General features: G+C 58.7%; 22 protein-coding genes and 3 pseudogenes. 13 read left to right on the top strand and 12 right to left on the bottom strand.

Features of this window, described 5'->3' with window-relative positions; translation table 11 throughout:
• The first annotated feature begins 16 nt into the window (after window positions 1-16).
• From SOM08_RS15140 to SOM08_RS15130, 3 genes are all read left to right on the top strand, one after another.
• On the top strand, window positions 17-721 hold the full coding sequence (locus tag SOM08_RS15140) for an IS6-like element IS26 family transposase (protein ID WP_001067855.1): 705 nt from the start codon (window positions 17-19) through the stop codon (window positions 719-721).
• Window positions 722-1,170: 449 nt separating this feature from the next.
• Window positions 1,171-2,646, top strand: a complete 1,476-nt coding sequence (gene msr(E), locus SOM08_RS15135; RefSeq protein WP_000052512.1) for an ABC-F type ribosomal protection protein Msr(E) — start codon at window positions 1,171-1,173, stop codon at window positions 2,644-2,646.
• Between the two features lie 55 nt (window positions 2,647-2,701).
• The gene (locus SOM08_RS15130) at window positions 2,702-3,586 is read left to right on the top strand and encodes an Mph(E) family macrolide 2'-phosphotransferase (protein ID WP_000155092.1); all 885 of its coding nucleotides are present in this window, start codon (window positions 2,702-2,704) and stop codon (window positions 3,584-3,586) included.
• Window positions 3,587-3,775: 189 nt separating this feature from the next.
• On the opposite strand, the gene SOM08_RS15125 is transcribed toward SOM08_RS15130, so the two are convergent.
• Entirely contained in the window at window positions 3,776-4,387 is a 612-nt protein-coding gene (locus SOM08_RS15125; protein ID WP_015060246.1) for a recombinase family protein, read from the bottom strand.
• 272 nt (window positions 4,388-4,659) lie between these two features.
• On the opposite strand from SOM08_RS15125, the gene SOM08_RS15120 reads away from it, so the two are divergent.
• Window positions 4,660-5,364: an IS6-like element IS26 family transposase gene (locus tag SOM08_RS15120; protein WP_001067855.1), complete on the top strand. Its 705-nt coding sequence runs from the start codon at window positions 4,660-4,662 to the stop codon at window positions 5,362-5,364.
• Window positions 5,365-5,721: 357 nt separating this feature from the next.
• Here the strand turns inward: SOM08_RS15120 and SOM08_RS15115 are convergent, their stop codons facing one another.
• Window positions 5,722-6,000, bottom strand: coding sequence for a tyrosine-type recombinase/integrase (locus SOM08_RS15115; RefSeq protein ID WP_000015696.1), 279 nt, complete (start codon window positions 5,998-6,000; stop codon window positions 5,722-5,724).
• A 268-nt stretch (window positions 6,001-6,268) separates the two neighbouring features.
• Between SOM08_RS15115 and SOM08_RS22520 the strand changes: the two are divergent.
• Window positions 6,269-6,358: pseudogene (locus tag SOM08_RS22520) on the top strand (type VI secretion protein); the annotation flags it as partial.
• Window positions 6,359-6,449: 91 nt separating this feature from the next.
• Here the strand turns inward: SOM08_RS22520 and tet(C) are convergent.
• The gene (gene tet(C) / locus SOM08_RS15105; protein ID WP_001297013.1) at window positions 6,450-7,640 is read right to left on the bottom strand and encodes a tetracycline efflux MFS transporter Tet(C); all 1,191 of its coding nucleotides are present in this window, start codon (window positions 7,638-7,640) and stop codon (window positions 6,450-6,452) included.
• 92 nt (window positions 7,641-7,732) lie between these two features.
• On the opposite strand from tet(C), the gene tetR(C) reads away from it, so the two are divergent.
• From tetR(C) to SOM08_RS15080, 6 genes and pseudogenes are all read left to right on the top strand, one after another.
• Window positions 7,733-8,392 carry a tetracycline resistance transcriptional repressor TetR(C) gene (gene tetR(C) / locus SOM08_RS15100; RefSeq protein ID WP_001038045.1) on the top strand — a complete coding sequence of 220 codons (660 nt, stop codon included), beginning with the start codon at window positions 7,733-7,735 and terminating at the stop codon, window positions 8,390-8,392.
• Window positions 8,379-8,693 (top strand): helix-turn-helix domain-containing protein, encoded by a 315-nt coding sequence (locus SOM08_RS22515; RefSeq protein WP_061342203.1) that lies wholly within the window; start codon window positions 8,379-8,381, stop codon window positions 8,691-8,693. The genes tetR(C) and SOM08_RS22515 overlap by 14 nt, the downstream gene beginning before the upstream one ends.
• 531 nt (window positions 8,694-9,224) lie before the next feature.
• Complete coding sequence (locus SOM08_RS15095; protein ID WP_001067855.1) at window positions 9,225-9,929, top strand: IS6-like element IS26 family transposase; 705 nt, start codon at window positions 9,225-9,227, stop codon at window positions 9,927-9,929.
• Between the two features lie 164 nt (window positions 9,930-10,093).
• Window positions 10,094-10,897, top strand: coding sequence for an aminoglycoside O-phosphotransferase APH(3'')-Ib (aph(3'')-Ib, locus tag SOM08_RS15090; RefSeq protein WP_001082319.1), 804 nt, complete (start codon window positions 10,094-10,096; stop codon window positions 10,895-10,897).
• A complete protein-coding gene (locus tag SOM08_RS15085) occupies window positions 10,897-11,733 on the top strand; it encodes an aminoglycoside O-phosphotransferase APH(6)-Id (protein WP_000480968.1) in 837 nt (278 codons plus the stop codon). Before aph(3'')-Ib ends, SOM08_RS15085 begins: the two co-directional genes overlap by 1 nt.
• Window positions 11,734-11,839: 106 nt before the next feature.
• A pseudogene (locus SOM08_RS15080) lies at window positions 11,840-12,955 on the top strand (IS91-like element ISVsa3 family transposase); the annotation flags it as partial.
• A 235-nt stretch (window positions 12,956-13,190) separates the two neighbouring features.
• Here the strand turns inward: SOM08_RS15080 and glmM are convergent.
• The 4 genes and pseudogenes from glmM to SOM08_RS15060 all read right to left on the bottom strand — a co-directional run.
• Window positions 13,191-13,433 (bottom strand): annotated as a pseudogene (gene glmM, locus SOM08_RS15075) (phosphoglucosamine mutase); the annotation flags it as partial.
• A gap of 86 nt (window positions 13,434-13,519) precedes the next feature.
• Window positions 13,520-14,335 (bottom strand): sulfonamide-resistant dihydropteroate synthase Sul2, encoded by an 816-nt coding sequence (gene sul2 / locus SOM08_RS15070; RefSeq protein ID WP_001043260.1) that lies wholly within the window; start codon window positions 14,333-14,335, stop codon window positions 13,520-13,522.
• Window positions 14,336-14,748: 413 nt separating this feature from the next.
• A complete protein-coding gene (locus SOM08_RS15065; protein WP_116957376.1) occupies window positions 14,749-15,486 on the bottom strand; it encodes a sulfite exporter TauE/SafE family protein in 738 nt (245 codons plus the stop codon).
• Window positions 15,487-15,604: 118 nt separating this feature from the next.
• A complete protein-coding gene (locus SOM08_RS15060) occupies window positions 15,605-16,582 on the bottom strand; it encodes a tripartite tricarboxylate transporter substrate binding protein (RefSeq protein ID WP_322469236.1) in 978 nt (325 codons plus the stop codon).
• A 141-nt stretch (window positions 16,583-16,723) separates the two neighbouring features.
• On the opposite strand from SOM08_RS15060, the gene SOM08_RS15055 reads away from it, so the two are divergent.
• Window positions 16,724-17,632 carry a LysR family transcriptional regulator gene (locus SOM08_RS15055; RefSeq protein WP_181936388.1) on the top strand — a complete coding sequence of 303 codons (909 nt, stop codon included), beginning with the start codon at window positions 16,724-16,726 and terminating at the stop codon, window positions 17,630-17,632.
• A 12-nt stretch (window positions 17,633-17,644) separates the two neighbouring features.
• On the opposite strand, the gene SOM08_RS15050 is transcribed toward SOM08_RS15055, so the two are convergent.
• From SOM08_RS15050 to SOM08_RS15035, 4 genes are read right to left on the bottom strand one after another with little or no spacing between them, the layout of a single operon-like run.
• Window positions 17,645-18,388, bottom strand: coding sequence for an IclR family transcriptional regulator (locus SOM08_RS15050; protein WP_322469235.1), 744 nt, complete (start codon window positions 18,386-18,388; stop codon window positions 17,645-17,647).
• 51 nt (window positions 18,389-18,439) lie between these two features.
• On the bottom strand, window positions 18,440-20,146 hold the full coding sequence (locus tag SOM08_RS15045) for an FAD-dependent oxidoreductase (protein ID WP_322469234.1): 1,707 nt from the start codon (window positions 20,144-20,146) through the stop codon (window positions 18,440-18,442).
• Window positions 20,147-20,195: 49 nt separating this feature from the next.
• A complete protein-coding gene (locus tag SOM08_RS15040) occupies window positions 20,196-21,161 on the bottom strand; it encodes a tripartite tricarboxylate transporter substrate binding protein (RefSeq protein WP_322469233.1) in 966 nt (321 codons plus the stop codon).
• 26 nt (window positions 21,162-21,187) lie between these two features.
• Window positions 21,188-22,618, bottom strand: a complete 1,431-nt coding sequence (locus tag SOM08_RS15035; protein WP_322469232.1) for an FAD-dependent oxidoreductase — start codon at window positions 22,616-22,618, stop codon at window positions 21,188-21,190.
• A gap of 89 nt (window positions 22,619-22,707) precedes the next feature.
• Here SOM08_RS15035 and SOM08_RS15030 point away from each other — a divergent pair, with 89 nt between their 5' ends.
• Complete coding sequence (locus SOM08_RS15030) at window positions 22,708-23,346, top strand: lipocalin family protein (protein WP_322469231.1); 639 nt, start codon at window positions 22,708-22,710, stop codon at window positions 23,344-23,346.
• Here SOM08_RS15030 and SOM08_RS15025 read toward each other — a convergent pair.
• Window positions 23,343-23,921, bottom strand: a complete 579-nt coding sequence (locus SOM08_RS15025; RefSeq protein ID WP_322469230.1) for a DUF2878 domain-containing protein — start codon at window positions 23,919-23,921, stop codon at window positions 23,343-23,345. The genes SOM08_RS15030 and SOM08_RS15025 overlap by 4 nt on opposite strands.
• Window positions 23,922-23,982: the final 61 nt, after the last annotated feature.

Below are 23,982 nucleotides of genomic sequence, written 5' to 3'. Positions count from 1 at the left end.
GCTGATGGAGCTGCACATGAACCCATTCAAAGGCCGGCATTTTCAGCGTGACATCATTCTGTGGGCCGTACGCTGGTACTGCAAATACGGCATCAGTTACCGTGAGCTGCAGGAGATGCTGGCTGAACGCGGAGTGAATGTCGATCACTCCACGATTTACCGCTGGGTTCAGCGTTATGCGCCTGAAATGGAAAAACGGCTGCGCTGGTACTGGCGTAACCCTTCCGATCTTTGCCCGTGGCACATGGATGAAACCTACGTGAAGGTCAATGGCCGCTGGGCGTATCTGTACCGGGCCGTCGACAGCCGGGGCCGCACTGTCGATTTTTATCTCTCCTCCCGTCGTAACAGCAAAGCTGCATACCGGTTTCTGGGTAAAATCCTCAACAACGTGAAGAAGTGGCAGATCCCGCGATTCATCAACACGGATAAAGCGCCCGCCTATGGTCGCGCGCTTGCTCTGCTCAAACGCGAAGGCCGGTGCCCGTCTGACGTTGAACACCGACAGATTAAGTACCGGAACAACGTGATTGAATGCGATCATGGCAAACTGAAACGGATAATCGGCGCCACGCTGGGATTTAAATCCATGAAGACGGCTTACGCCACCATCAAAGGTATTGAGGTGATGCGTGCACTACGCAAAGGCCAGGCCTCAGCATTTTATTATGGTGATCCCCTGGGCGAAATGCGCCTGGTAAGCAGAGTTTTTGAAATGTAAGGCCTTTGAATAAGACAAAAGGCTGCCTCATCGCTAACTTTGCAACAGTGCCTAAAATAAGCCTTATATCCAAGCATAAAACAAGGTTGTCTAGACTTCTTTTAACAGTAAAGTTATCATAAAACTGAATTTTATTTTTTAGGTAAGTTTATGCATTCTATCCGCATTCGTTAAGACACAACTATTTGCATAGTGACACTATTTTATAATGGTGGGCTTTTGTTGTGTCTTTAAGAATATATGCGGATATATAAAGTAAAAGTATGCTTAATTTATAAGTATGCTTTTAGTGCATAGTTTCCAGTTATAACTTAATTGACTAGCTATTTGTCCACCCTGTGGATGAATAGCTTTTTTTTTGGGAGGACACTGTGATGCTAGCTTTTGTTTTCACCTAAATCCTGTTTGCTGCATAAAAAATTTCAAGAGCTAAACAGGAGTAAATAAAAATGAGTTTAATTATTAAAGCGAGAAACATACGCTTGGATTATGCTGGGCGTGATGTTTTGGATATTGATGAATTGGAAATTCACTCTTATGACCGTATTGGTCTTGTGGGTGATAACGGAGCAGGAAAGAGTAGTTTACTCAAAGTACTTAATGGCGAAATTGTTTTAGCCGAAGCGACATTACAGCGTTTTGGTGATTTTGCACATATCAGCCAACTGGGCGGAATCGAAATAGAAACGGTCGAAGACCGGGCAATGTTATCTCGCCTTGGTGTTTCCAATGTACAAAACGACACAATGAGTGGCGGAGAGGAAACTCGTGCAAAAATTGCTGCCGCATTTTCCCAACAAGTACATGGCATTCTAGCGGATGAACCAACCAGCCACCTTGATCTCAATGGAATAGATCTACTTATTGGTCAACTTAAAGCATTTGATGGAGCATTACTTGTTATCAGTCATGACCGATATTTTCTTGATATGGTTGTAGACAAGATATGGGAGTTAAAAGACGGTAAAATTACGGAATATTGGGGTGGTTACTCGGATTACTTGCGTCAAAAAGAAGAAGAGCGACAACACCAAGCCGTAGAATATGAGCTGATGATGAAGGAACGGGAGCGATTAGAATCTGCTGTGCAAGAAAAACGCCAGCAAGCTAATCGATTAGACAATAAGAAAAAAGGAGAAAAATCCAAAAACTCTACCGAAAGTGCTGGACGACTTGGGCATGCAAAAATGACTGGCACCAAGCAAAGAAAACTGTATCAGGCAGCTAAGAGTATGGAAAAGCGTTTGGCTGCATTAGAAGATATTCAAGCACCAGAGCATTTGCGTTCTATTCGTTTTCGTCAAAGTTCAGCCCTAGAACTGCACAATAAGTTCCCGATTACGGCAGATGGTCTGAGCTTAAAATTTGGTAGCCGTACTATCTTTGATGACGCTAACTTTATAATACCGCTTGGCGCTAAAGTCGCTATAACTGGATCGAATGGAACAGGGAAAACGTCCTTGTTAAAAATGATATCAGAACGTGCTGATGGATTAACCATATCTCCAAAAGCTGAAATTGGCTACTTTACACAAACAGGATATAAATTTAACACGCATAAATCTGTGCTCTCCTTTATGCAGGAAGAGTGCGAGTACACAGTTGCGGAAATTCGTGCAGTATTGGCTTCAATGGGGATCGGAGCGAATGATATTCAAAAAAACTTATCCGACTTATCGGGAGGTGAAATCATCAAACTGCTTTTATCCAAAATGCTTTTAGGAAAATATAATATTTTGCTTATGGATGAACCAGGAAACTATCTTGACCTAAAAAGTATTGCCGCATTAGAAACAATGATGAAGTCCTATGCAGGAACTATTATCTTCGTATCTCATGACAAGCAATTGGTCGATAATATTGCTGACATTATCTACGAGATCAAAGACCACAAAATCATCAAGACTTTTGAGAGAGATTGTTAATGATAGCCAATCTAATCCGAACATTAATTATTGAACTCTTTAAAGGAAATTAAAAATGACAATTCAAGATATTCAATCACTTGCTGAAGCACACGGCTTGTTGCTTACGGACAAAATGAATTTCAATGAAATGGGCATTGATTTTAAGGTCGTTTTTGCTCTTGATACAAAGGGGCAACAATGGTTGCTGCGTATTCCTCGTCGTGATGGCATGAGGGAACAAATCAAGAAAGAAAAACGCATTTTAGAATTGGTAAAAAAACATCTTTCTGTAGAGGTTCCTGATTGGAGAATTTCATCTACAGAATTAGTGGCTTATCCCATACTTAAAGATAATCCTGTTTTAAATTTGGATGCTGAAACCTATGAAATAATTTGGAATATGGACAAAGATAGCCCGAAATACATAACATCTTTGGCAAAAACCTTATTTGAAATCCATAGTATTCCTGAAAAAGAAGTTCGGGAAAATGATTTGAAAATTATGAAACCTTCAGATTTAAGACCTGAAATAGCAAACAATTTGCAGTTAGTAAAATCTGAAATTGGTATAAGTGAGCAATTGGAAACCCGCTACAGAAAATGGTTGGATAATGATGTTCTATGGGCAGATTTCACCCAATTTATACATGGCGATTTATATGCTGGGCATGTACTAGCTTCAAAGGATGGAGCTGTTTCAGGCGTTATTGATTGGTCAACAGCCCATATAGATGACCCAGCGATTGATTTTGCTGGGCATGTAACTTTGTTTGGAGAAGAAAGCCTCAAAACTCTAATCATCGAGTATGAAAAACTAGGGGGTAAAGTTTGGAATAAACTATATGAACAGACTTTAGAAAGAGCAGCGGCCTCTCCTTTGATGTATGGTTTATTTGCCTTAGAAACTCAAAATGAAAGCCTTATCGTTGGAGCAAAAGCTCAGTTGGGAGTTATATAATTTAAAAATATGATTGCTGAGAACTGCCTTGTTTTGAAACTTGGTTGGCTTTAATTAGTTTTTAGTATTCTTTATAGAAAATGCCTCGATCAAGGGGCATTTCTAACAATCATTTAACATAAAATTTCTTATGTGAAGTAACCTGAATGCAGCGGTGCCCCATTGGGGGCGCGTTGAGATAAGCCTCTTTTAGATAACTTTAGCAACTCGATAGACAGTTGCAACTCCACAATTCACTGCTTTGGCAATTTCTTCCTTAGTCATATTGCCAACTACTAGCAATTCTTTTATTCGTTTATGTTTAGCCTCATTTGCCTTCTTGCCTGTTGGTTTGTAACCCGAACGTGCCAGGCCCTGCTTAATACGTTCTATACGTTTCTCATTGTCTAGGCGGGCCATTGTTGCCAGAAGATCAATCAACATATTGTTGATGAGTTCCAAGATTGAATGAGTAATGCTGTCACTGGTTTGAATCATTTGGTAGGTAGTAGGAAGATCTGCTACGACTAAACGAAGTCCCTTCTCCTGGATCCTGCGCTTCAGCTCTTGAAAATCTCGTTGGGTTAGGCGTGATAAGCGGTCAATACTTTCAACTAACAATGTGTCACCTTGATTTGCTTCTGACAGTAGCTTATTCAATTCAGGTCGGTCTAACTTCGTACCACTATAGTTTTCCACGTACACAATGGTTTCACCCAAATTCAAGTTTTGGTTTAGATCCTGAAGAATCTGCAAAGCCCTTTCTGCATCTTGATCTTTAGTTGAAGCTCGTAGATAAATACGTGTATTCATTTCTATCATTTAATCTTAATTCTATTAGATTAATGATAATACTATCATTTAATTATTGCATTAAGTCTAATGATAGATATTGTATGCGATTTGGCTCGCTATCATTCAGGTATAGTCTTTTGATAAAAAAAGCATGACTAAAAGCCATGCCTTGGGAATTCGTATAACGTGTATTATGTTAATTTTAGAAAATCTTCACTACTATTATTTTAAAATAAGGCACTGTTGCAAATAGTCGGTGGTGATAAACTTATCATCCCCTTTTGCTGATGGAGCTGCACATGAACCCATTCAAAGGCCGGCATTTTCAGCGTGACATCATTCTGTGGGCCGTACGCTGGTACTGCAAATACGGCATCAGTTACCGTGAGCTGCAGGAGATGCTGGCTGAACGCGGAGTGAATGTCGATCACTCCACGATTTACCGCTGGGTTCAGCGTTATGCGCCTGAAATGGAAAAACGGCTGCGCTGGTACTGGCGTAACCCTTCCGATCTTTGCCCGTGGCACATGGATGAAACCTACGTGAAGGTCAATGGCCGCTGGGCGTATCTGTACCGGGCCGTCGACAGCCGGGGCCGCACTGTCGATTTTTATCTCTCCTCCCGTCGTAACAGCAAAGCTGCATACCGGTTTCTGGGTAAAATCCTCAACAACGTGAAGAAGTGGCAGATCCCGCGATTCATCAACACGGATAAAGCGCCCGCCTATGGTCGCGCGCTTGCTCTGCTCAAACGCGAAGGCCGGTGCCCGTCTGACGTTGAACACCGACAGATTAAGTACCGGAACAACGTGATTGAATGCGATCATGGCAAACTGAAACGGATAATCGGCGCCACGCTGGGATTTAAATCCATGAAGACGGCTTACGCCACCATCAAAGGTATTGAGGTGATGCGTGCACTACGCAAAGGCCAGGCCTCAGCATTTTATTATGGTGATCCCCTGGGCGAAATGCGCCTGGTAAGCAGAGTTTTTGAAATGTAAGGCCTTTGAATAAGACAAAAGGCTGCCTCATCGCTAACTTTGCAACAGTGCCCCTGCGTGCGCTGCTGCCATGTCCACTACCTGACGCCGGTGATGGTGATGGCCTCGCCGGAGCGGGAATTTCTTAACCTCGACGAATTTAGACGATCGGCGGGCGAGGGGATGTCGTGGCAAGGTCCGCCTTGCGCTGCTCCGCAAGGGCGACACCAGCGGGTTCGTCGGCGGCCACGCCTAGCGCGACCGCAACCAAGCGTCGAAAAAGTATACGCTCGTCACCCGCCGTCTCCTGTGCTGAGAGTCTCAGGCCGATCGGCCGGCAGGGCTCAATGTCAGCAAACGCGTGATGAGCGGTGGCCTTCAACAGTGATAAGGCGGCACCAGAGAAAAATCACTCAGGGTCAATGCCAGCGCTTCGTTAATACAGATGTAGGTGTTCCACAGGGTAGCCAGCAGCATCCTGCGATGCAGATCCGGAACATAATGGTGCAGGGCGCTGACTTCCGGTGCCAGCAGATATTTTGGCAGTTTGCCTTGGATCAGAGCCATCTGACGCAGGGCTAGTGCAGCCGGATAGTCAATAGCTACCGGCAGCGGTGCGGACTGTTGTAACTCAGAATAAGAAATGAGGCCGCTCATGGCGTTGACTCTCAGTCATAGTATCGTGGTATCACCGGTTGGTTCCACTCTCTGTTGCGGGCAACTTCAGCAGCACGTAGGGGACTTCCGCGTTTCCAGACTTTACGAAACACGGAAACCGAAGACCATTCATGTTGTTGCTCAGGTCGCAGACGTTTTGCAGCAGCAGTCGCTTCACGTTCGCTCGCGTATCGGTGATTCATTCTGCTAACCAGTAAGGCAACCCCGCCAGCCTAGCCGGGTCCTCAACGACAGGAGCACGATCATGCGCACCCGTGGCCAGGACCCAACGCTGCCCGAGATGCGCCGCGTGCGGCTGCTGGAGATGGCGGACGCGATGGATATGTTCTGCCAAGGGTTGGTTTGCGCATTCACAGTTCTCCGCAAGAATTGATTGGCTCCAATTCTTGGAGTGGTGAATCCGTTAGCGAGGTGCCGCCGGCTTCCATTCAGGTCGAGGTGGCCCGGCTCCATGCACCGCGACGCAACGCGGGGAGGCAGACAAGGTATAGGGCGGCGCCTACAATCCATGCCAACCCGTTCCATGTGCTCGCCGAGGCGGCATAAATCGCCGTGACGATCAGCGGTCCAATGATCGAAGTTAGGCTGGTAAGAGCCGCGAGCGATCCTTGAAGCTGTCCCTGATGGTCGTCATCTACCTGCCTGGACAGCATGGCCTGCAACGCGGGCATCCCGATGCCGCCGGAAGCGAGAAGAATCATAATGGGGAAGGCCATCCAGCCTCGCGTCGCGAACGCCAGCAAGACGTAGCCCAGCGCGTCGGCCGCCATGCCGGCGATAATGGCCTGCTTCTCGCCGAAACGTTTGGTGGCGGGACCAGTGACGAAGGCTTGAGCGAGGGCGTGCAAGATTCCGAATACCGCAAGCGACAGGCCGATCATCGTCGCGCTCCAGCGAAAGCGGTCCTCGCCGAAAATGACCCAGAGCGCTGCCGGCACCTGTCCTACGAGTTGCATGATAAAGAAGACAGTCATAAGTGCGGCGACGATAGTCATGCCCCGCGCCCACCGGAAGGAGCTGACTGGGTTGAAGGCTCTCAAGGGCATCGGTCGACGCTCTCCCTTATGCGACTCCTGCATTAGGAAGCAGCCCAGTAGTAGGTTGAGGCCGTTGAGCACCGCCGCCGCAAGGAATGGTGCATGCAAGGAGATGGCGCCCAACAGTCCCCCGGCCACGGGGCCTGCCACCATACCCACGCCGAAACAAGCGCTCATGAGCCCGAAGTGGCGAGCCCGATCTTCCCCATCGGTGATGTCGGCGATATAGGCGCCAGCAACCGCACCTGTGGCGCCGGTGATGCCGGCCACGATGCGTCCGGCGTAGAGGATCCACAGGACGGGTGTGGTCGCCATGATCGCGTAGTCGATAGTGGCTCCAAGTAGCGAAGCGAGCAGGACTGGGCGGCGGCCAAAGCGGTCGGACAGTGCTCCGAGAACGGGTGCGCATAGAAATTGCATCAACGCATATAGCGCTAGCAGCACGCCATAGTGACTGGCGATGCTGTCGGAATGGACGATATCCCGCAAGAGGCCCGGCAGTACCGGCATAACCAAGCCTATGCCTACAGCATCCAGGGTGACGGTGCCGAGGATGACGATGAGCGCATTGTTAGATTTCATACACGGTGCCTGACTGCGTTAGCAATTTAACTGTGATAAACTACCGCATTAAAGCTTATCGATGATAAGCTGTCAAACATGAGAATTCGCGAATGAACAAGCTCCAACGCGAGGCCGTGATCCGAACCGCGCTCGAACTGCTTAACGACGTGGGCATGGAAGGTCTAACGACGCGCCGACTGGCTGAGCGCCTCGGGGTGCAACAGCCAGCGCTCTACTGGCATTTCAAGAACAAGCGTGCGTTGCTCGACGCACTTGCCGAAGCCATGCTGACGATAAATCACACGCATTCGACGCCAAGGGATGACGACGACTGGCGTTCGTTCCTGAAGGGCAATGCATGCAGTTTTCGACGGGCGTTGCTCGCTTATCGCGATGGCGCGCGTATTCATGCCGGGACGCGGCCAGCCGCGCCGCAGATGGAAAAAGCCGACGCGCAGCTTCGCTTCCTTTGCGATGCTGGCTTTTCGGCAGGTGACGCGACCTATGCGTTGATGGCAATCAGCTACTTCACCGTCGGCGCTGTTCTTGAGCAGCAAGCTAGCGAGGCAGACGCCGAGGAGCGGGGCGAAGATCAGTTGACCACCTCAGCGTCTACGATGCCGGCGCGCCTACAGAGCGCGATGAAAATCGTCTACGAAGGCGGTCCGGACGCGGCATTCGAGCGAGGCCTGGCTCTCATCATCGGCGGTCTTGAAAAAATGAGGCTCACTACGAACGACATTGAGGTGCTGAAGAATGTTGACGAATGACAGGGGGCGGCAGGTGCGGAGGGCGCGGTTGCTTCGTCATATGAAGCAAAGTCACCTAGCTGAATTAATGGGTGTGGATCAGGCAACCGTGTCGCGCTGGGAGCGGGGCACCCTTGCATTGTCGGATGGGAGGTGGTCAGCGGTTCTTCAATTGCTTACCGGGCCTTCCGATTCATCGTACGACGCTGCGCTGAAGCGTCTGGTGCAATCCTCCGCCCACAAAGTCCATCTGGTAGCGACCGGACACATTGTTTGCTCGCGGCATCTCCGGCCAGGCAAAGGGAATTGCGGATTGACCTAGCCGAACTCCTTGGTAAATCGCTGCGTGTTTATGCGTCCCCGAGATAGTTGCGGCCGACTCTGCGCTTAATGGGCTCGGTTGGCATGAGGGGCGGCTGGGGTCACTCGAGGTGGATACCGGCCCGAACTGGAGCGAGGAACTTCCATACTGCCAAGGCGAATGCTGTGGGAGCGCATCATGCTCGCTGATGGTAGCCCGGCACTACTTGTTACCACCACAGCTTAATGCGAAGGGTGCTCCTGTTCTTGTGCATATTTTATGCGCTGCTGATTGTGCATCGAACTGATAACCTCAACGGGTCTGCTTTGTAGTTCACCACACCCCTGACGCGCGCGTGCCGGATAAGCAGAACTATGGTGCCGATGGATGTCAGGAACACTCGGCCTGGTTCGTAACTAGGTCGTCCTGCGCGATCCTGCGGCTAGGGCCGGAATCGTGCTCGCCAGTCAGGCGCTGATGAAGCCTATGGGCACTGTTGCAAATAGTCGGTGGTGATAAACTTATCATCCCCTTTTGCTGATGGAGCTGCACATGAACCCATTCAAAGGCCGGCATTTTCAGCGTGACATCATTCTGTGGGCCGTACGCTGGTACTGCAAATACGGCATCAGTTACCGTGAGCTGCAGGAGATGCTGGCTGAACGCGGAGTGAATGTCGATCACTCCACGATTTACCGCTGGGTTCAGCGTTATGCGCCTGAAATGGAAAAACGGCTGCGCTGGTACTGGCGTAACCCTTCCGATCTTTGCCCGTGGCACATGGATGAAACCTACGTGAAGGTCAATGGCCGCTGGGCGTATCTGTACCGGGCCGTCGACAGCCGGGGCCGCACTGTCGATTTTTATCTCTCCTCCCGTCGTAACAGCAAAGCTGCATACCGGTTTCTGGGTAAAATCCTCAACAACGTGAAGAAGTGGCAGATCCCGCGATTCATCAACACGGATAAAGCGCCCGCCTATGGTCGCGCGCTTGCTCTGCTCAAACGCGAAGGCCGGTGCCCGTCTGACGTTGAACACCGACAGATTAAGTACCGGAACAACGTGATTGAATGCGATCATGGCAAACTGAAACGGATAATCGGCGCCACGCTGGGATTTAAATCCATGAAGACGGCTTACGCCACCATCAAAGGTATTGAGGTGATGCGTGCACTACGCAAAGGCCAGGCCTCAGCATTTTATTATGGTGATCCCCTGGGCGAAATGCGCCTGGTAAGCAGAGTTTTTGAAATGTAAGGCCTTTGAATAAGACAAAAGGCTGCCTCATCGCTAACTTTGCAACAGTGCCAAGGCGAGCTCAGAGACCATGGAAAGCATGTTCTCGGACTTACGTAGCAACTCGTTTCTTTTCGCAGGTTGAGCCACCTCCGCGCTTCATCAGAAAACTGAAGGAACCTCCATTGAATCGAACTAATATTTTTTTTGGTGAATCGCATTCTGACTGGTTGCCTGTCAGAGGCGGAGAATCTGGTGATTTTGTTTTTCGACGTGGTGACGGGCATGCCTTCGCGAAAATCGCACCTGCTTCCCGCCGCGGTGAGCTCGCTGGAGAGCGTGACCGCCTCATTTGGCTCAAAGGTCGAGGTGTGGCTTGCCCCGAGGTGATCAACTGGCAGGAGGAACAGGAGGGTGCATGCTTGGTGATAACGGCAATTCCGGGAGTACCGGCGGCTGATCTGTCTGGAGCGGATTTGCTCAAAGCGTGGCCGTCAATGGGGCAGCAACTTGGCGCTGTTCACAGCCTATCGGTTGATCAATGTCCGTTTGAGCGCAGGCTGTCGCGAATGTTCGGACGCGCCGTTGATGTGGTGTCCCGCAATGCCGTCAATCCCGACTTCTTACCGGACGAGGACAAGAGTACGCCGCAGCTCGATCTTTTGGCTCGTGTCGAACGAGAGCTACCGGTGCGGCTCGACCAAGAGCGCACCGATATGGTTGTTTGCCATGGTGATCCCTGCATGCCGAACTTCATGGTGGACCCTAAAACTCTTCAATGCACGGGTCTGATCGACCTTGGGCGGCTCGGAACAGCAGATCGCTATGCCGATTTGGCACTCATGATTGCTAACGCCGAAGAGAACTGGGCAGCGCCAGATGAAGCAGAGCGCGCCTTCGCTGTCCTATTCAATGTATTGGGGATCGAAGCCCCCGACCGCGAACGCCTTGCCTTCTATCTGCGATTGGACCCTCTGACTTGGGGTTGATGTTCATGCCGCCTGTTTTTCCTGCTCATTGGCACGTTTCGCAACCTGTTCTCATTGCGGACACCTTTTCCAGCCTCGTTTGGAAAGTTTCATTGCCAGACGGGACTCCTGCAATCGTCAAGGGATTGAAACCTATAGAAGACATTGCTGATGAACTGCGCGGGGCCGACTATCTGGTATGGCGCAATGGGAGGGGAGCAGTCCGGTTGCTCGGTCGTGAGAACAATCTGATGTTGCTCGAATATGCCGGGGAGCGAATGCTCTCTCACATCGTTGCCGAGCACGGCGACTACCAGGCGACCGAAATTGCAGCGGAACTAATGGCGAAGCTGTATGCCGCATCTGAGGAACCCCTGCCTTCTGCCCTTCTCCCGATCCGGGATCGCTTTGCAGCTTTGTTTCAGCGGGCGCGCGATGATCAAAACGCAGGTTGTCAAACTGACTACGTCCACGCGGCGATTATAGCCGATCAAATGATGAGCAATGCCTCGGAACTGCGTGGGCTACATGGCGATCTGCATCATGAAAACATCATGTTCTCCAGTCGCGGCTGGCTGGTGATAGATCCCGTCGGTCTGGTCGGTGAAGTGGGCTTTGGCGCCGCCAATATGTTCTACGATCCGGCTGACAGAGACGACCTTTGTCTCGATCCTAGACGCATTGCACAGATGGCGGACGCATTCTCTCGTGCGCTGGACGTCGATCCGCGTCGCCTGCTCGACCAGGCGTACGCTTATGGGTGCCTTTCCGCAGCTTGGAACGCGGATGGAGAAGAGGAGCAACGCGATCTAGCTATCGCGGCCGCGATCAAGCAGGTGCGACAGACGTCATACTAGATATCAAGCGACTTCTCCTATCCCCTGGGAACACATCAATCTTACCGGAGAATATCGTTGGCCAAAGCCTTAGCGTAGGATTTCGCCCTCTCCCGCAAACGACCCCTTCCCGTTTCAGCTGCGTTTCCTGTTTGCCAGCCGGCCCGAGATCATGGGGTGGGTGCTGGGCATCGTTTACCGCGTCATTGCCACGCACCTGGTCAAGAAAGCGGGCCATACCCACCAAGTGGCCAAGACGGGCGCGGTCACCCTGATCCAGCGTTTTGGATCGGCGCTCAATCTGAATGTTCACTTCCACATGCTGTTTCTCGACGGTGTGTATGTCGAGCAATCCCACGGCTCAGCGCGTTTCCGCTGGGTCAAGGCGCCGACCAGCCCAGAGCTCACCCAGCTGACGCACACCATCGCCCACCGGGTGGGTCGCTATCTGGAACGGCAAGGCCTGCTGGAACGGGATGTCGAAAACAGCTATCTGGCCTCGGATGCGGTGGATGACGACCCGATGACACCCCTGCTGGGGCACTCGATCACTTACCGTATCGCTGTCGGTTCACAGGCGGGGCGAAAGGTGTTCACTTTGCAAACTCTGCCGACCAGTGGTGATCCGTTCGGTGACGGGATTGGCAAGGTAGCCGGGTCCAGCCTGCACGCCGGCGTGGCGGCCAGGGCCGATGAACGCAAGAAGCTCGAACGGCTGTGCCGGTACATCAGCCGCCCGGCGGTATCCGAGAAGCGGCTGTCGTTAACACGAGGCGGCAACGTGCGCTACCAGCTCAAGACGCCGTACCGGGACGGCACCACGCACGTCATTTTCGAACCATTGGATTTCATTGCAAGGCTGGCCGCCCTGGTACCGAAGCCCAGAGTCAACCTAACCCGCTTCCACGGGGTGTTCGCACCCAACAGTCGGCACCGGGCGTTGGTCACGCCGGCAAAACGGGGCAGGGGCAACAAGGTCAGGGTGGCTGATGAACCGGCAACACCAGCACAACGGCGAGCGTCGATGACATGGGCGCAACGGCTCAAGCGTGTTTTCAATATCGACATCGAGACCTGCAGCGGCTGCGGCGGCGCCATGAAAGTCATCGCCTGCATTGAAGACCCTATAGTGATCAAGCAGATCCTTGATCACCTGAAGCACAAAGCCGAAACCAGCGGGACCAGGGCGTTACCCGAAAGCCGGGCGCCACCGGCTGAGCTGCTCCTGGGTCTGTTTGACTGACGAGCCTGAAGGCCAACGATACCAATCAAAATGCTGCGTTCACAGCGCCGCGGCAGGGATCCGCCGTGCTGGTTGTCGGAAAAGGAGCCGCTAGTGGGAAAGAGGAGGGTAAATTTTCAGCGTTGCTGGCTCCCCGTCAGCCGGATTGGGTTGCATCGCAGGGGTGTCGAAAGAGTCAACTGCGGTCCAAAGCTGTTGGACTTGGGTGAAAAGGGCGTTTATTCTTCCTATACGTTGTCGGCAGCGGGCCAAAAAGGAATACGTCCATGCCCATCGAGGTGAAACCGGCTGTGAGCGCGGGTTCAAGCATATAGCCCGACAGGCGCGTATCCTTGCCGATCACGACACGATGGCGGTGGTCACCGCGACGAAAGACACGGCCAGCCGCCATGCCGACGCGCAAGGCGGTTTCCGCCGTCATCGCGCCTTCGTTGGCTTTGCCACGAATACCGTCTGTGCCGAAATATTTGCGCACCATAAGGTCGATTATCCTGTCGTCGGGTCGCCCTCAAAGGGGACATGCCTGCTGAACCGCGAATATAGAGAAATATCCCGAATGTGCAGTTAACGAATTCTTGCGGTTTCTTTCAGCGCCGCCAATACCGCCAGCCCGTCGCGCAAGGGGCGCGGCTCGTGTGTGCGGATGAAGTCAGCTCCACCTGCGGCGGCGGCAAGCTCTGCAGCGAGTGTCGCGGCCCCGACATCCCCCGGACCACGGCCTGTGAGCGCGCGCAGAAAGGATTTGCGCGAAACAGACAGAAGCACCGGCAAATCGAAGCGCAGCCGCAATTCATCGAACCGCGCCAGCACCGAGAGCGAGGTTTCGGGAGCAGCCCCCAGAAAAAACCCCATGCCGGGATCAAGGACAAGGCGGTTGCGTTTGATACCGGCACCCGTCAGCGCCGCGATGCGCGCGTCAAAGAACGCCGCAATGTGATCCATGATGTCGCCAGCGGGTGCCTCGCGCCGATCTGCCTGCCCGTCTTGCACCGAATGCATAACGACGAGTTTGGCAGATGATTTCGCCAATTGCGGATAGAACGCAGCGTCTGGAAAACCGCGAATATCATTGAGATAGGCCACACCACGCGACAAGGCATAGGCTTGCGTCGCGGGTTGATAACTGTCGAGCGAGACGGGAATGCCATCTGCCTTGAGCGCGTCCAGCACCGGCGCGATACGCGCGATTTCTGTGTCGGACGAAACAGGCGCGGCGTCGGGATTGCTGGATGCCGGACCGAGGTCGATCACATCTGCCCCCTCGGCCATCAGCTTACGCGCCTGCGCAATGGCTGCGTCTGGCGCCAGATACCGGCCTCCATCGGAGAAACTGTCCGAGGTTATGTTGACGATGCCGAAAATGATGAGCGATTTATTCATGGGGGCTTCTATAATAATAATAATCGAGCATGAGTCTCATACGGATGCTCGGGTCGAAAGGGAATCCCCAGGCGAGTAACCTGTTTGCGGTGATCCATTAGCTGCAGGAGCAGAAGAGCATACATCTGGAAGCAAAGCCAGGAAAGCGGCCTATGGAGCTGTGCGGCAGCGCTCAGTAGGCAATTTTTCAAAATATTGTTAAGCCTTTTCTGAGCATGGTATTTTTCATGGTATTACCAATTAGCAGGAAAATAAGCCATTGAATATAAAAGATAAAAATGTCTTGTTTACAATAGAGTGGGAGTGATCCGTCGCCAGTTGGTTTCTCATGAAAAACATGAGAAACCGAGAAAAGTCATTTGATTTCATTCAAATAACTTCCCTCGGACAACCGTCCCGCCACCCGGCGCCCTTCAGGCCTGGGTCCAGGCGTGGCGCACCAGCATCAGCCCGCTGATCACCAGCAGGCCGCAGATGAGCTGGCGAAGCCTCGGCGCCGGTACGTGGCGGGCCAGGCGGTTGCCCATCAGCACGCCGAGCAGGGCCAGGCCGATCAGGCCGGCCCAGCGCCACCACAGCGCACCGCTCGACAGGCGACCGACCCAGGCCATGCCCAGCAGAACCGTGGCGGCGCCGGCCACGATGATCACCGGGGTGCTGGCGCGCAGGGCATGCACGTCCCGCAGCCGGCGGCTGAGCCAGGCCACGGCCAGGGGGCCCGCCGTGCCGAACAGCATTTCCACCAGCCCGATGCCGAAGCCCATGCCATGGGCCCAGGGTGCGGCCAGGGGCCGCGGCGCGGCCAGGCGCGGGCGCAGCGCGTTGATGCCCACGGTGGCCACGTAGAGGCCGAGCGCAAGCAAAGGCCAGCGGGCGTCCAGCACCCCGCTCAGCCACAGGCCGGCCAGGGTGCCGGCGGCCATGCCGGGCAGCAAACGGCGCAGTTCGCCGAAATCGACCTGGCGCAGGTTCAGGCCGCTGTGCAGCAGCGACGCGGGCACGTCCATCAGCAGCGTGAGCGCCACCACCTCGGGCAGGGGCCAGCGCCAGGCCAGCAGCGGCACGACGATCAGCGCCGAGCCGAAGCCCGTGATGCCCAGCACCACGTAGCCCAGCAAGACCACGGCGGCGGGGTAGACCAGTTCTGTCATGCGCGCCAGCTTAGCGCCAGCGTGGGTGGACGCGGTCGTCGGCGGCGGTGCGCCCCTCGCGCCAGGCCCGCCCGGTGGCCCAGGCCCGCGCGCGCCCGGGGGACTGGCCCGTGCGGCCTCACTCCGCCTTCAGCCCCAGCCGCTTGACCACCGGCTCCCAGCGCTTCATTTCGGCGGTCAGCACCTGTTGGGCCTGCGCGCTGGTGCTGCCCACGGCGGTCAGGTCGTAGTTCTTCAGGCGTTCGCGCACATCCGCCTGTTTCATGATCTCGGCCGCGTGCTTCTCGATCTCGGCCACCACCGCCGGCGGCGTGGCCTTGGCGGCCTGCAGCACCAGGCGGAAGCTCACGTCCAGGCCGGGCTGGTTGAGCGCCTTGGCCAGCGTGGGCACGTCCGGCGCCAGCGAGGAGGGCGCTTCGGACGACACCGCCAGCGCCACCAGGCGACCGCTCTTGACGTGCGGCAGCACCGTGGGCGTGGCCAGGAAGCCGCAGGCCACCTCGCCGCCCAACACGGCCTGCGTGGCCGGCGCCGGGCCCCGGTAGGGCACGTGTTCCATGCGCACCTTGGTCTGCTCCAACAGCATTTCGCTGGCCAGGTGGCCGGGCACGCCGGGGCCGCCCGAGGCGTACATCAGGGAGGTGCCGCCCTTGGCCTTGGCGACCAGCTCGGCCACGCTGCGCACGCCCGCGGCGGTGTTGCAGACCAGCATCTGCGAGAAGCTGGCGACGACCGAAATGTTCACCAGGTCGCGCGCGGCGTTGAAGTCGCCGCTGGTGTAGACGAGCGGGTTGACCGTGAGCACCGTGTCCGGGCTCAGCACCAGGGTGGTCCCGTCGGGCTCGGCGCGCGCGGCGGCCGCGGCGGCGAGGTTGTTGCCGGCGCCAGGCCGGTTCTCCACCACCACCGGCTGGCCGATGCGCTTGCCCAGCTGGTCGGCGAAGGTGCGTGCCGTGATGTCGGACGGGCCGCCGGGCGGCGAGCCCACCAGCAGGCGGACCGGCTTGCCTGGCCAGCTTTGCGCATGGACGGCGCCAGCGGCCAGGGCAAAGAGCCCGGCATGGGCGAGCGCGCGAAGCAGGCGGGAAAAATTCATCGGTCTGTCTCCTGATGGGGGTGGTTGGCATTGCCCCGGGCGTGCCTCACCATGGCACGCCTCGATGGGGCCTCTGCGGAGCTTAGGGGCGGCGATCGCATCCGTAAAATTGAAAATTGCTCGCCAAATATAAAAATTCCTATGGACCCAAGGCACCTGGTGCAGCTCGCCGCGATCCTGGAGAAGGGGTCCATCACCCAAGCCAGCCGCCACCTGCACCTGACCCAGCCCACGCTGACGCACAACATGCAGACGCTGGAGATGCAGGCCGGCGGGCGCTTGTTCGAGCGCAGCCGCTACGGGGTGCGCAGCACGCCGCTGGGCGAGATGCTGGCGCGCGAGGGCCGTGCCATCGCGCGCCGTTTGAAGGACGCGGCCGAGGTCACCGCCCGCCACCGGGGCGGCATCCGCCACCAGGTGCGCCTGGGCATCGGCCCGGTGATCGGCGCGGCGGTGATGGGCGAGCTGGCGCCGGTGCTGCTGCGGCAGTTCCCCGATCTGGCACTGGCGCTGCAGAACGACCGGCCCCACCTGTTGCTGGAGCAGCTCATCGACGGCGGGCACGACTTCGTGATCGCGCCGTCCTGGCTGGAGCACCCGCCGCCGGGCATCGTGCGCCAGCTGCTGGCCGACGACGAACTGGGCGTGTTCTGCGCGCGCCGGCACCCGCTGGCGGGCAAGGCCGAGCTGGGCGCCGAGGACGTGGACGACCGCGCCTGGATCAGCCTGGGCACGGCCTCGCCCTTCGACCAGGACGTGCGCGGCAAGCTGGAGGCCGTGGGCGTGCAGCGCCTGCGCGTCGAGATCACCGTGCTGGGCGACGCCGCCATGCTGCTGGACATGCTGGCCCAGGGCCAGCACCTGGCGGTGTTGCCGCGCTTTCCGCTGCGCCGCCTGGCGGCGCGCTTCGGCCTGGTGGAGCTGCCCATGTCCGGCCCGCCCACGCCGCGCCCCATCTACCTGTGGTGCCGCGCCGGCCTGCTGGAGGACGCGGTGATGGGCGAGGTCTCGGAGTTGATCGTGGAGACCGTGCGGGCGTGGGCACGGTGAGCGCGGTCCGCCTCAGGCCGCCGATACCTGGGTGAAGATGCCGTGGGCCGCCTTTCGCAGAATCACCAGCAGGGCGTCCTTGCGGGCGTCGAATTCCCTGGAAGGCACCGCCAGCCCCAAGGAGGCGGTCATCCGCCAGTGGGCACTCAGGATCGGCACCGAGACGCCGACGATGCCGTTGGTGAACTCGTCCTTGGAATAGGCAACGCCTTCTTCGCGCGCCAGCCGGATCTGGCGCCGCAGTTCCTTGCTGGAGTGCAGTGACCGGCTGGTGATGGGCCGCAGTTGCACCCGCGCCAGATAGGACTCCACGTCCTCGCTGGCCATGTGCGCCAGAAACAGCTTGCCGGACGAGCTGGCGTACAGCGGCGCGCGCACCCCCTCGTGCATGGCATAGCCCTGGGCATCGGCGGCCGTGACCCCCAGCACCCGCTCGACGATGTCGCCGCGCAGGATGTTCAGCCCACACGAGTACCGGGCCTCGAGCGCCAGCGTCTCCATGTGCGGCCGGGCCTGCGCCACCAGGCGTTGGATGTGCAGCCCATGGCGGATCAGGTTCACCGCCGCGGCGCCCAGGCGGTAGGGGCCATTGGGGCCGAGCGATTGAACGTAGTCGCGGCTTTGCAGTGTCCTGAGCAGTTGGCTCAGGCTGCTCTTGGGGATCGCCGCGCGCGACGCCAGTTCGGCGTGGGTCAGCGAGCGGTCCGAATTGGCCAGGATCTCCAGCAGGTCCAGGGTCCTGTGCGCCGACTTCACCGCACCGCTGCCTGTCGGGGAACTCGGCGGATGGCGCGGCACGGCAACTCCCTAACTGGCGGAAAACCCATTCTGCCCGATGGTGCTGGCCAGGTGGTATGCCATCGTCATGTGCGGGCCGTGGTTGATGCCTGGGCCAGGGTAGGCGCCACCCATCATGTTCACGCGGTCTGCCCCGACCACATACAGACCGTTCACGGCGGTGCCATCCCGCGCGAGCACTCGGCCCTTCAGGTCGGCCCGCAATCCGTCAAACGTGCTCAGGTCGCCCACCAGCACCTTCAGGCCAAAGAAGGGCGGGCGTTCCAGGGGGGCGACGCAGGGATTGGGCTTCCAATCCGGGTCGCCCAGAAAGCGGTTGAAGGCGGTCGAACCACGCCCGAACTGGGGGTCCCTTCCGGCCGCCGCCTCTCGGTTGAAATGCTCGACGGTCTTGCCCAGCTCACCGCCGTCAATGCCGAGTCTCTCGCCCAGCTCCAACAAGGTGTTGGCCATGCACAGGTAGCCACTTCTCAGGTGCTGGCGAAACGGCAGCGGCGCCGGCTTGACGAAACCGAGGCCATAGCGCGCCAGCGCGCGGCTGTCACAGATGAGCCACATCGCGGGCTCGGAGCCGTCGGATGCCTCGCGCAGGGCCGCCGTGCACACGTCGTGGTAGGCGTTGGCCTCGTTGGTGAAGCGCCGGCCGCTGCGCAGCACCGCGATGACCCCGGGCTTGTAGCGATCGAGCAAATGGGGAAAGACCGCGGGCCCAGAGCGCCCCCAGGGCACGATGGACAGGGGCATCCAGGCGGCCGGTTGCGGCAGAGGCGCTGCCAGGCATCCCCCGGCGGACAAGGCCAGGCGGATACCGTCTCCCGTGATGGACGGTGGGGTGGCGGACAGGGGCTTTCGAGCGGCCAGCGCTTTCGGGAACCGCGAGGCCGTGAGCGCCTGGTCGTGCGAAAACCCGCCGCAGGCCAGCACCACCCCGCGCGGTGCCATCAGTCGAAAGGGTTTGCCTCGGAACGTTCCTGACACGCCTGTGATGCCGTGCCCGTCCCGGACCAGGTCCGTCACCTCGGCCTGGGTGAGCACCGGGATCCCGAGGTCGATGGCCGCCGCCTTGAACAAGGCGCCAGCCAAGGCGTTGCCACCGGTGACCTGCACCGCGCTGCCGTACCGCAGCAGATCGACGCCATGCGACACCAGGCGTCTGGCGACATACAAGAACGAGGCGAGCGATCGGGTGGCCTTGAAAAAGTGCTTCAGGTCGGCGTTCGATGAGTTGAACATCATTCCCATGAAGGTGATCGTCTTCAAGGGTGGACGCAAGCGGCGGCGCTCGTGTCGCAGCCGCCGGGTGTCGAACGGAGCGGCCACGAGGGCGCGCCCGAGCAGGCTGCCTCCCGGCGCCTCGGGGTGGTAGTCGGGGTACAGCGTCGAACAGAACCTCACATCGGTCTCGCGCTCGAGGAAGTCGACCATTTCCGGCCCCTTCTCCAGGAACAGCTCCACCGCGTCCGACGCATAACGATCGGCCATTTCGTGGCGAAGGTACTCGCGCACGGCCGCCGGCGAATCCTGCGGGTTCTGCTGGCGCCCCCTGGCCGTGAGCGGCACCCACAGCACACCGCCGGAAACCGCCGTGGTGCCGCCGACCAGGGCGTCCTTTTCCAGCACCACCACGCGCATTCCCCGGCGCTTGGCGACGATGGCCGCCGTGAGCCCCGCGGCGCCCGAGCCGACGACGACCAGATCGGCCACGGGGAGGTCCATGTTGTCGTTGCGCCGGGCCCCGCCGGCGCCGTCACGGCCTGGCGACATGTCATTCCAGCCGGATGTTCTTTTCCCGGATGACCTGGCCCCACAGGGCCGTGTCCCTTTCGATGACCGCTTGGAACGCCTCGGCCGAACCGCCCACCGAGGTCGCGCCCAGCTCCACGGCGCGGGCCGAAAACCGGCGGTCCTGAACGATCTGGTTCAGCGCCTCATTCAAGCGCTGGACGATCGGCCCGGGCGTGCCGGCCTTGGCCACCACCCCGAACCATGAGTAGAGCTCCAGGCCCGCGATGCCTTGTTCGGCGAATGTCGCCACGGCCGGAAACTGCGCCAGGCGTTCGGCGCTCGATACCGCCAGCGACTTCAGGCGGCCACTGGCGAGCAAGCCCTTGGATGACATCAGAATGTCGAAGTAGACAGACACCTCGCCGCTCAGCACGGCGGCAAGGGCGGGCGCCGATCCCTTGTAGGGCACGCCCACCATGGACGTCCCCGTCTGGCGCTGGAAGATCTCGCCGAACAGGTGCGGGCCGGTGCCACTGCCGGCGGTGGCGTAGTTGATCGAGCCGGGCCGCTCGTTGACCCATCGCACCAGGTCCTGGATGCCATGGCCCCGGAAGCTGTCGGCGACAACCGCCATGTAGGGGCTTTTCAAGGCCATGCCGATGCCGCGAAAGTCCTTCAGCACGTCAAAGGAAATGCGGGGGTACAGCCATTTGCCCGTGGTGACGGAATTCGACGCGAGCAACAGGGTATGCCCGTCGGCGGGCCGCGCCAGCACGGCTTCCGCGCCGATGATCCCGCTGGCGCCAGGCTTGTTGTCCACGACCACCGGCTGACCGAGCACCTCGGCCAGCCCCGTGGAAATCGCCCGGGCGGTGATGTCCGCCGCACCGCCCGGCGAAAAGGGCACGATCATCGTGATGGGCCTGGACGGATAGGTTTGCGCCCGGCCAACGCCGGTGGCGGCGAGGGCGGTGGCGGATATCAACAATTCGCGTCGGCTGAGCATGGTGGTCTCCTGTGGGGTAGGCAAATTCATTGGCTGGCGAATGTCTCGGTGGCGTGCGTGGCGCTGGCAAAGCCGCCGCGGGCCTGGATGACGCCGCGCACGGCGTCCGCGTTCGGGTCGGCGCCGCTCGCCGCTTCCAGGGCGGCCATGACGCCCGCCGCTTCGCCCAATGCCATGGCCGTGGCCATATGCCGCGCGCCGCCGTTGGCCTGCCGGGTCGCGGAAATCGCCCTGCCCGTGACCACCAGGCCGGACATCGACGCCGGCATGAGGCAACGCATGGGAATTTCGAAGGGGCGGGCCGGCACATGGAGCGATATCCCGGTGCCGCCGGCTTCGTGGATATCCATCGGCCCGGCGCCCAGCGCGATCGAATCCGGGAAGTGCCTGAACGACAGGATGTCCTCCTGAGTGAGCGTGTAGCGGCCGGCCATCCGGCGCGTTTCGCGCACGCCGACGTGCCCGGCGATGGCGGCCAGCGTCGCCTGCTGGAAACCCGCCACATGCTCTTTGAGAAACGACAGGATGGAGCCGATCTGCTGCCGCCCTTCGACTTCGGCGCGGCTGAGATCGCCCGCCTGGGTCGCATCGATCCCGGAGACCCGGCTCATCAGGCAAATGGCGTCCGTGTTGCCCGGGGTGCTGCAAAAGGACAGGCTTTCCCAGAAGATCCGTCCTTCGCGAATGCCTTGCAGGGCCAATTCCCGTTTGCGTGCGCGTGGAATGGCGCGAAAGCTGGCCACATCGACATTCGACAGGCGAAACATCAACGTGCACGGCTGGACATTCGCGGCATCGGAGCATTCGGACGGCGCCATGGCCACGCCCGCGCCGAAGGCGACGGCGGCGTCGCCGGTGGCGTCAATCACCATGCGCGCGCGGATGGCGCTGCGCCCGGAAATGTCTTCGATGACCACGCCCGTGACGCGCCGATTCGCCACGATCGGGGCGACGACCCGGGTATGGAAACGCACCTGCAACGGCGTCGATGCCGCGAGGGCATCGGCGGCGATTTTCACGACTTCCGGGTTGAACGCGAAATGCACGATGGGGATCGGATGCTCGCTGGCTTCCGCCATGAGGTATTGCTTGAATCCCTCGCTGCCGCCGAGCGCCACCACCCGGTCGGCCAGTTCTTTGGCTATACCGCCCACCACGCGGGTATCGCGGTTGTAGAAGCCGATCCATTGGGCCACCATGCCGTAGGTCGCGGTGCCGCCGAGGCAATTGGCGTGTTCAAGCAACAGCGTGCGCGCGCCCAGGCGGCTGGCCGATACCGCGGCGATCAATCCGGAGGCCCCGCCGCCGGCCACGACCACATCGAATTCGTCGGTATAGGGCGTTGTCAATACTTCGTTCAAAACTGGCCGTTGCATGGTGGTCGCTGATCCAATGGCTTGCAATCGGTCCATGCTATGGGTGCCCTCGAAGGCCGGCCAGGCCTTGTTCACATCCATGAACAGTATTTGCCGGGGGGCGCGGTGATCCGTGGGGCCGCGGGCTGCGTACATCCGACAATTGCCCGCCGAACGCCATCCCCACCACCATGGACAAGAACCCCTCCCATCCGCGCTGGCGCCTGCGGGCCGCCCTCGCGTGCGCGGCCGCCGCCCTGGCCGCCTGCGCCAGCCGCGGCGGCCCGCCCGCTGCGCGCATGCCCTCGATCCCGACCGCGGGCCAGGTCGATCTGGCCCGCTTCATGGGCGATTGGTACGTCATCGCGCACGTGCCCACCTGGCCCGAACGCGCGGCCTTCAACGCGGTGGAAACTTACGCCTTGCGCGAGGACGGCAGGATCGCCACCCGGTTTCGCTACCGCCATGGCGGTTTTGACGCACCGGTGAGCACCATGCACCCCGTGGGTACGGTGCGCCCCGGCACCGGCAACGCGGTGTGGGACATGCAGTTCCTGTGGCCGTTCCAGGCCGAATACGTCATCGCCGAGCTGTCCCCGGACGGGCAGCGCACGCTGATCGCCCGGTCCGATCGCGACTACGCCTGGTTGATGGCGCGCACGCCGCAGATCGCGCCGCAGGACCATGAACAGGCCATGGCCCGCCTGCAGGCGCTGGGCTATGACCTCGAGAAGGTGCGGCGCGTGCCGCAGCGCTGGCCGGAGTCGGGGCCCGACGCGGCGCCGCAGCCGCCCGCCCACGAAGCCCCAGCCAGGGAGCGGGCGCGCTAAGGCGTGCGGGTTGTGCCGGCCGACGGGGCGGGGGCCGCCACCCCATCAAGCCGGCGCGCGCACAGGGCCAGCACGGGCAGCACCAGCGCCCACTGCAGCGACAGCAGGGCCATGGCGACCCCGGGCTCGAGCAACTGGGCCGCCCCCAGGCGCGCGCCCGACAGAAAGGCCAGTGGCCCGGCCACGGCGCCCAGCGCAGCGGCCAGCAGGGGGCGGCCATGCAGCCAACGCAAGGTCACATTGAGCGAGGTGGCGAAGACGGCCCAGAGCGCGCTCATCCAAGGGGGCGGCAGGGCGGCGCTCCACTGGCCGCTGGCGAAGGCCAGCACGCCCTGGTGCAGCACCAGGGTGTCGGCGAGGGTGCCCAGCCCGGCGGCCAGCAGCATGAGCACGGCCTCGGACCGCGGCCGCGGGGCCCGCCGCAGGTGCCACAGCAGCACGGCCAGCGCGGGCAGTGTCCCCCACGCGGGCACGCCATGGGCCGCCCCGAGCACGGCGGCGAACCAGGCGAGCTGCGTCCACAGGACATTGCTCCATTGCCAGCGGCGGTCGGGCGTGGGCTGTGGGGCGGACATGCCCTTTATACGGAGCAGGCCGCGGCTTGGATGGCCCGGCCGGCACCACGCGCTGGCGCCC

This window comes from Hydrogenophaga sp. SNF1, from assembly GCF_034421675.1.
Lineage (GTDB): Bacteria > Pseudomonadota > Gammaproteobacteria > Burkholderiales > Burkholderiaceae_C > Hydrogenophaga > Hydrogenophaga borbori.
The sequence above is the reverse complement of the archived record's forward strand: the minus strand, read 5'-3'. Positions and strand labels throughout refer to the sequence as shown.

Excerpts from the sequence above, each read along its gene's own strand:
- SOM08_RS15140 (WP_001067855.1), top strand. The coding sequence starts at position 17 with ATGAACCCATTCAAAGGCCGGCATTTTCAGCGTGACATCATTCTGTGG.
- SOM08_RS15130 (WP_000155092.1), top strand. The coding sequence starts at position 2,702 with ATGACAATTCAAGATATTCAATCACTTGCTGAAGCACACGGCTTGTTG.
- SOM08_RS15125 (WP_015060246.1), bottom strand. The coding sequence starts at position 4,387 with ATGATAGAAATGAATACACGTATTTATCTACGAGCTTCAACTAAAGAT.
- SOM08_RS15120 (WP_001067855.1), top strand. The coding sequence starts at position 4,660 with ATGAACCCATTCAAAGGCCGGCATTTTCAGCGTGACATCATTCTGTGG.
- SOM08_RS15115 (WP_000015696.1), bottom strand. The coding sequence starts at position 6,000 with ATGAGCGGCCTCATTTCTTATTCTGAGTTACAACAGTCCGCACCGCTG.
- SOM08_RS22515 (WP_061342203.1), top strand. The coding sequence starts at position 8,379 with ATGTTGACGAATGACAGGGGGCGGCAGGTGCGGAGGGCGCGGTTGCTT.
- SOM08_RS15095 (WP_001067855.1), top strand. The coding sequence starts at position 9,225 with ATGAACCCATTCAAAGGCCGGCATTTTCAGCGTGACATCATTCTGTGG.
- SOM08_RS15085 (WP_000480968.1), top strand. The coding sequence starts at position 10,897 with ATGTTCATGCCGCCTGTTTTTCCTGCTCATTGGCACGTTTCGCAACCT.
- sul2 (WP_001043260.1), bottom strand. The coding sequence starts at position 14,335 with ATGAATAAATCGCTCATCATTTTCGGCATCGTCAACATAACCTCGGAC.
- SOM08_RS15065 (WP_116957376.1), bottom strand. The coding sequence starts at position 15,486 with ATGACAGAACTGGTCTACCCCGCCGCCGTGGTCTTGCTGGGCTACGTG.
- SOM08_RS15060 (WP_322469236.1), bottom strand. The coding sequence starts at position 16,582 with ATGAATTTTTCCCGCCTGCTTCGCGCGCTCGCCCATGCCGGGCTCTTT.
- SOM08_RS15055 (WP_181936388.1), top strand. The coding sequence starts at position 16,724 with ATGGACCCAAGGCACCTGGTGCAGCTCGCCGCGATCCTGGAGAAGGGG.
- SOM08_RS15045 (WP_322469234.1), bottom strand. The coding sequence starts at position 20,146 with ATGGACCTCCCCGTGGCCGATCTGGTCGTCGTCGGCTCGGGCGCCGCG.
- SOM08_RS15040 (WP_322469233.1), bottom strand. The coding sequence starts at position 21,161 with ATGCTCAGCCGACGCGAATTGTTGATATCCGCCACCGCCCTCGCCGCC.
- SOM08_RS15035 (WP_322469232.1), bottom strand. The coding sequence starts at position 22,618 with ATGGATGTGAACAAGGCCTGGCCGGCCTTCGAGGGCACCCATAGCATG.
- SOM08_RS15030 (WP_322469231.1), top strand. The coding sequence starts at position 22,708 with ATGGACAAGAACCCCTCCCATCCGCGCTGGCGCCTGCGGGCCGCCCTC.
- SOM08_RS15025 (WP_322469230.1), bottom strand. The coding sequence starts at position 23,921 with ATGTCCGCCCCACAGCCCACGCCCGACCGCCGCTGGCAATGGAGCAAT.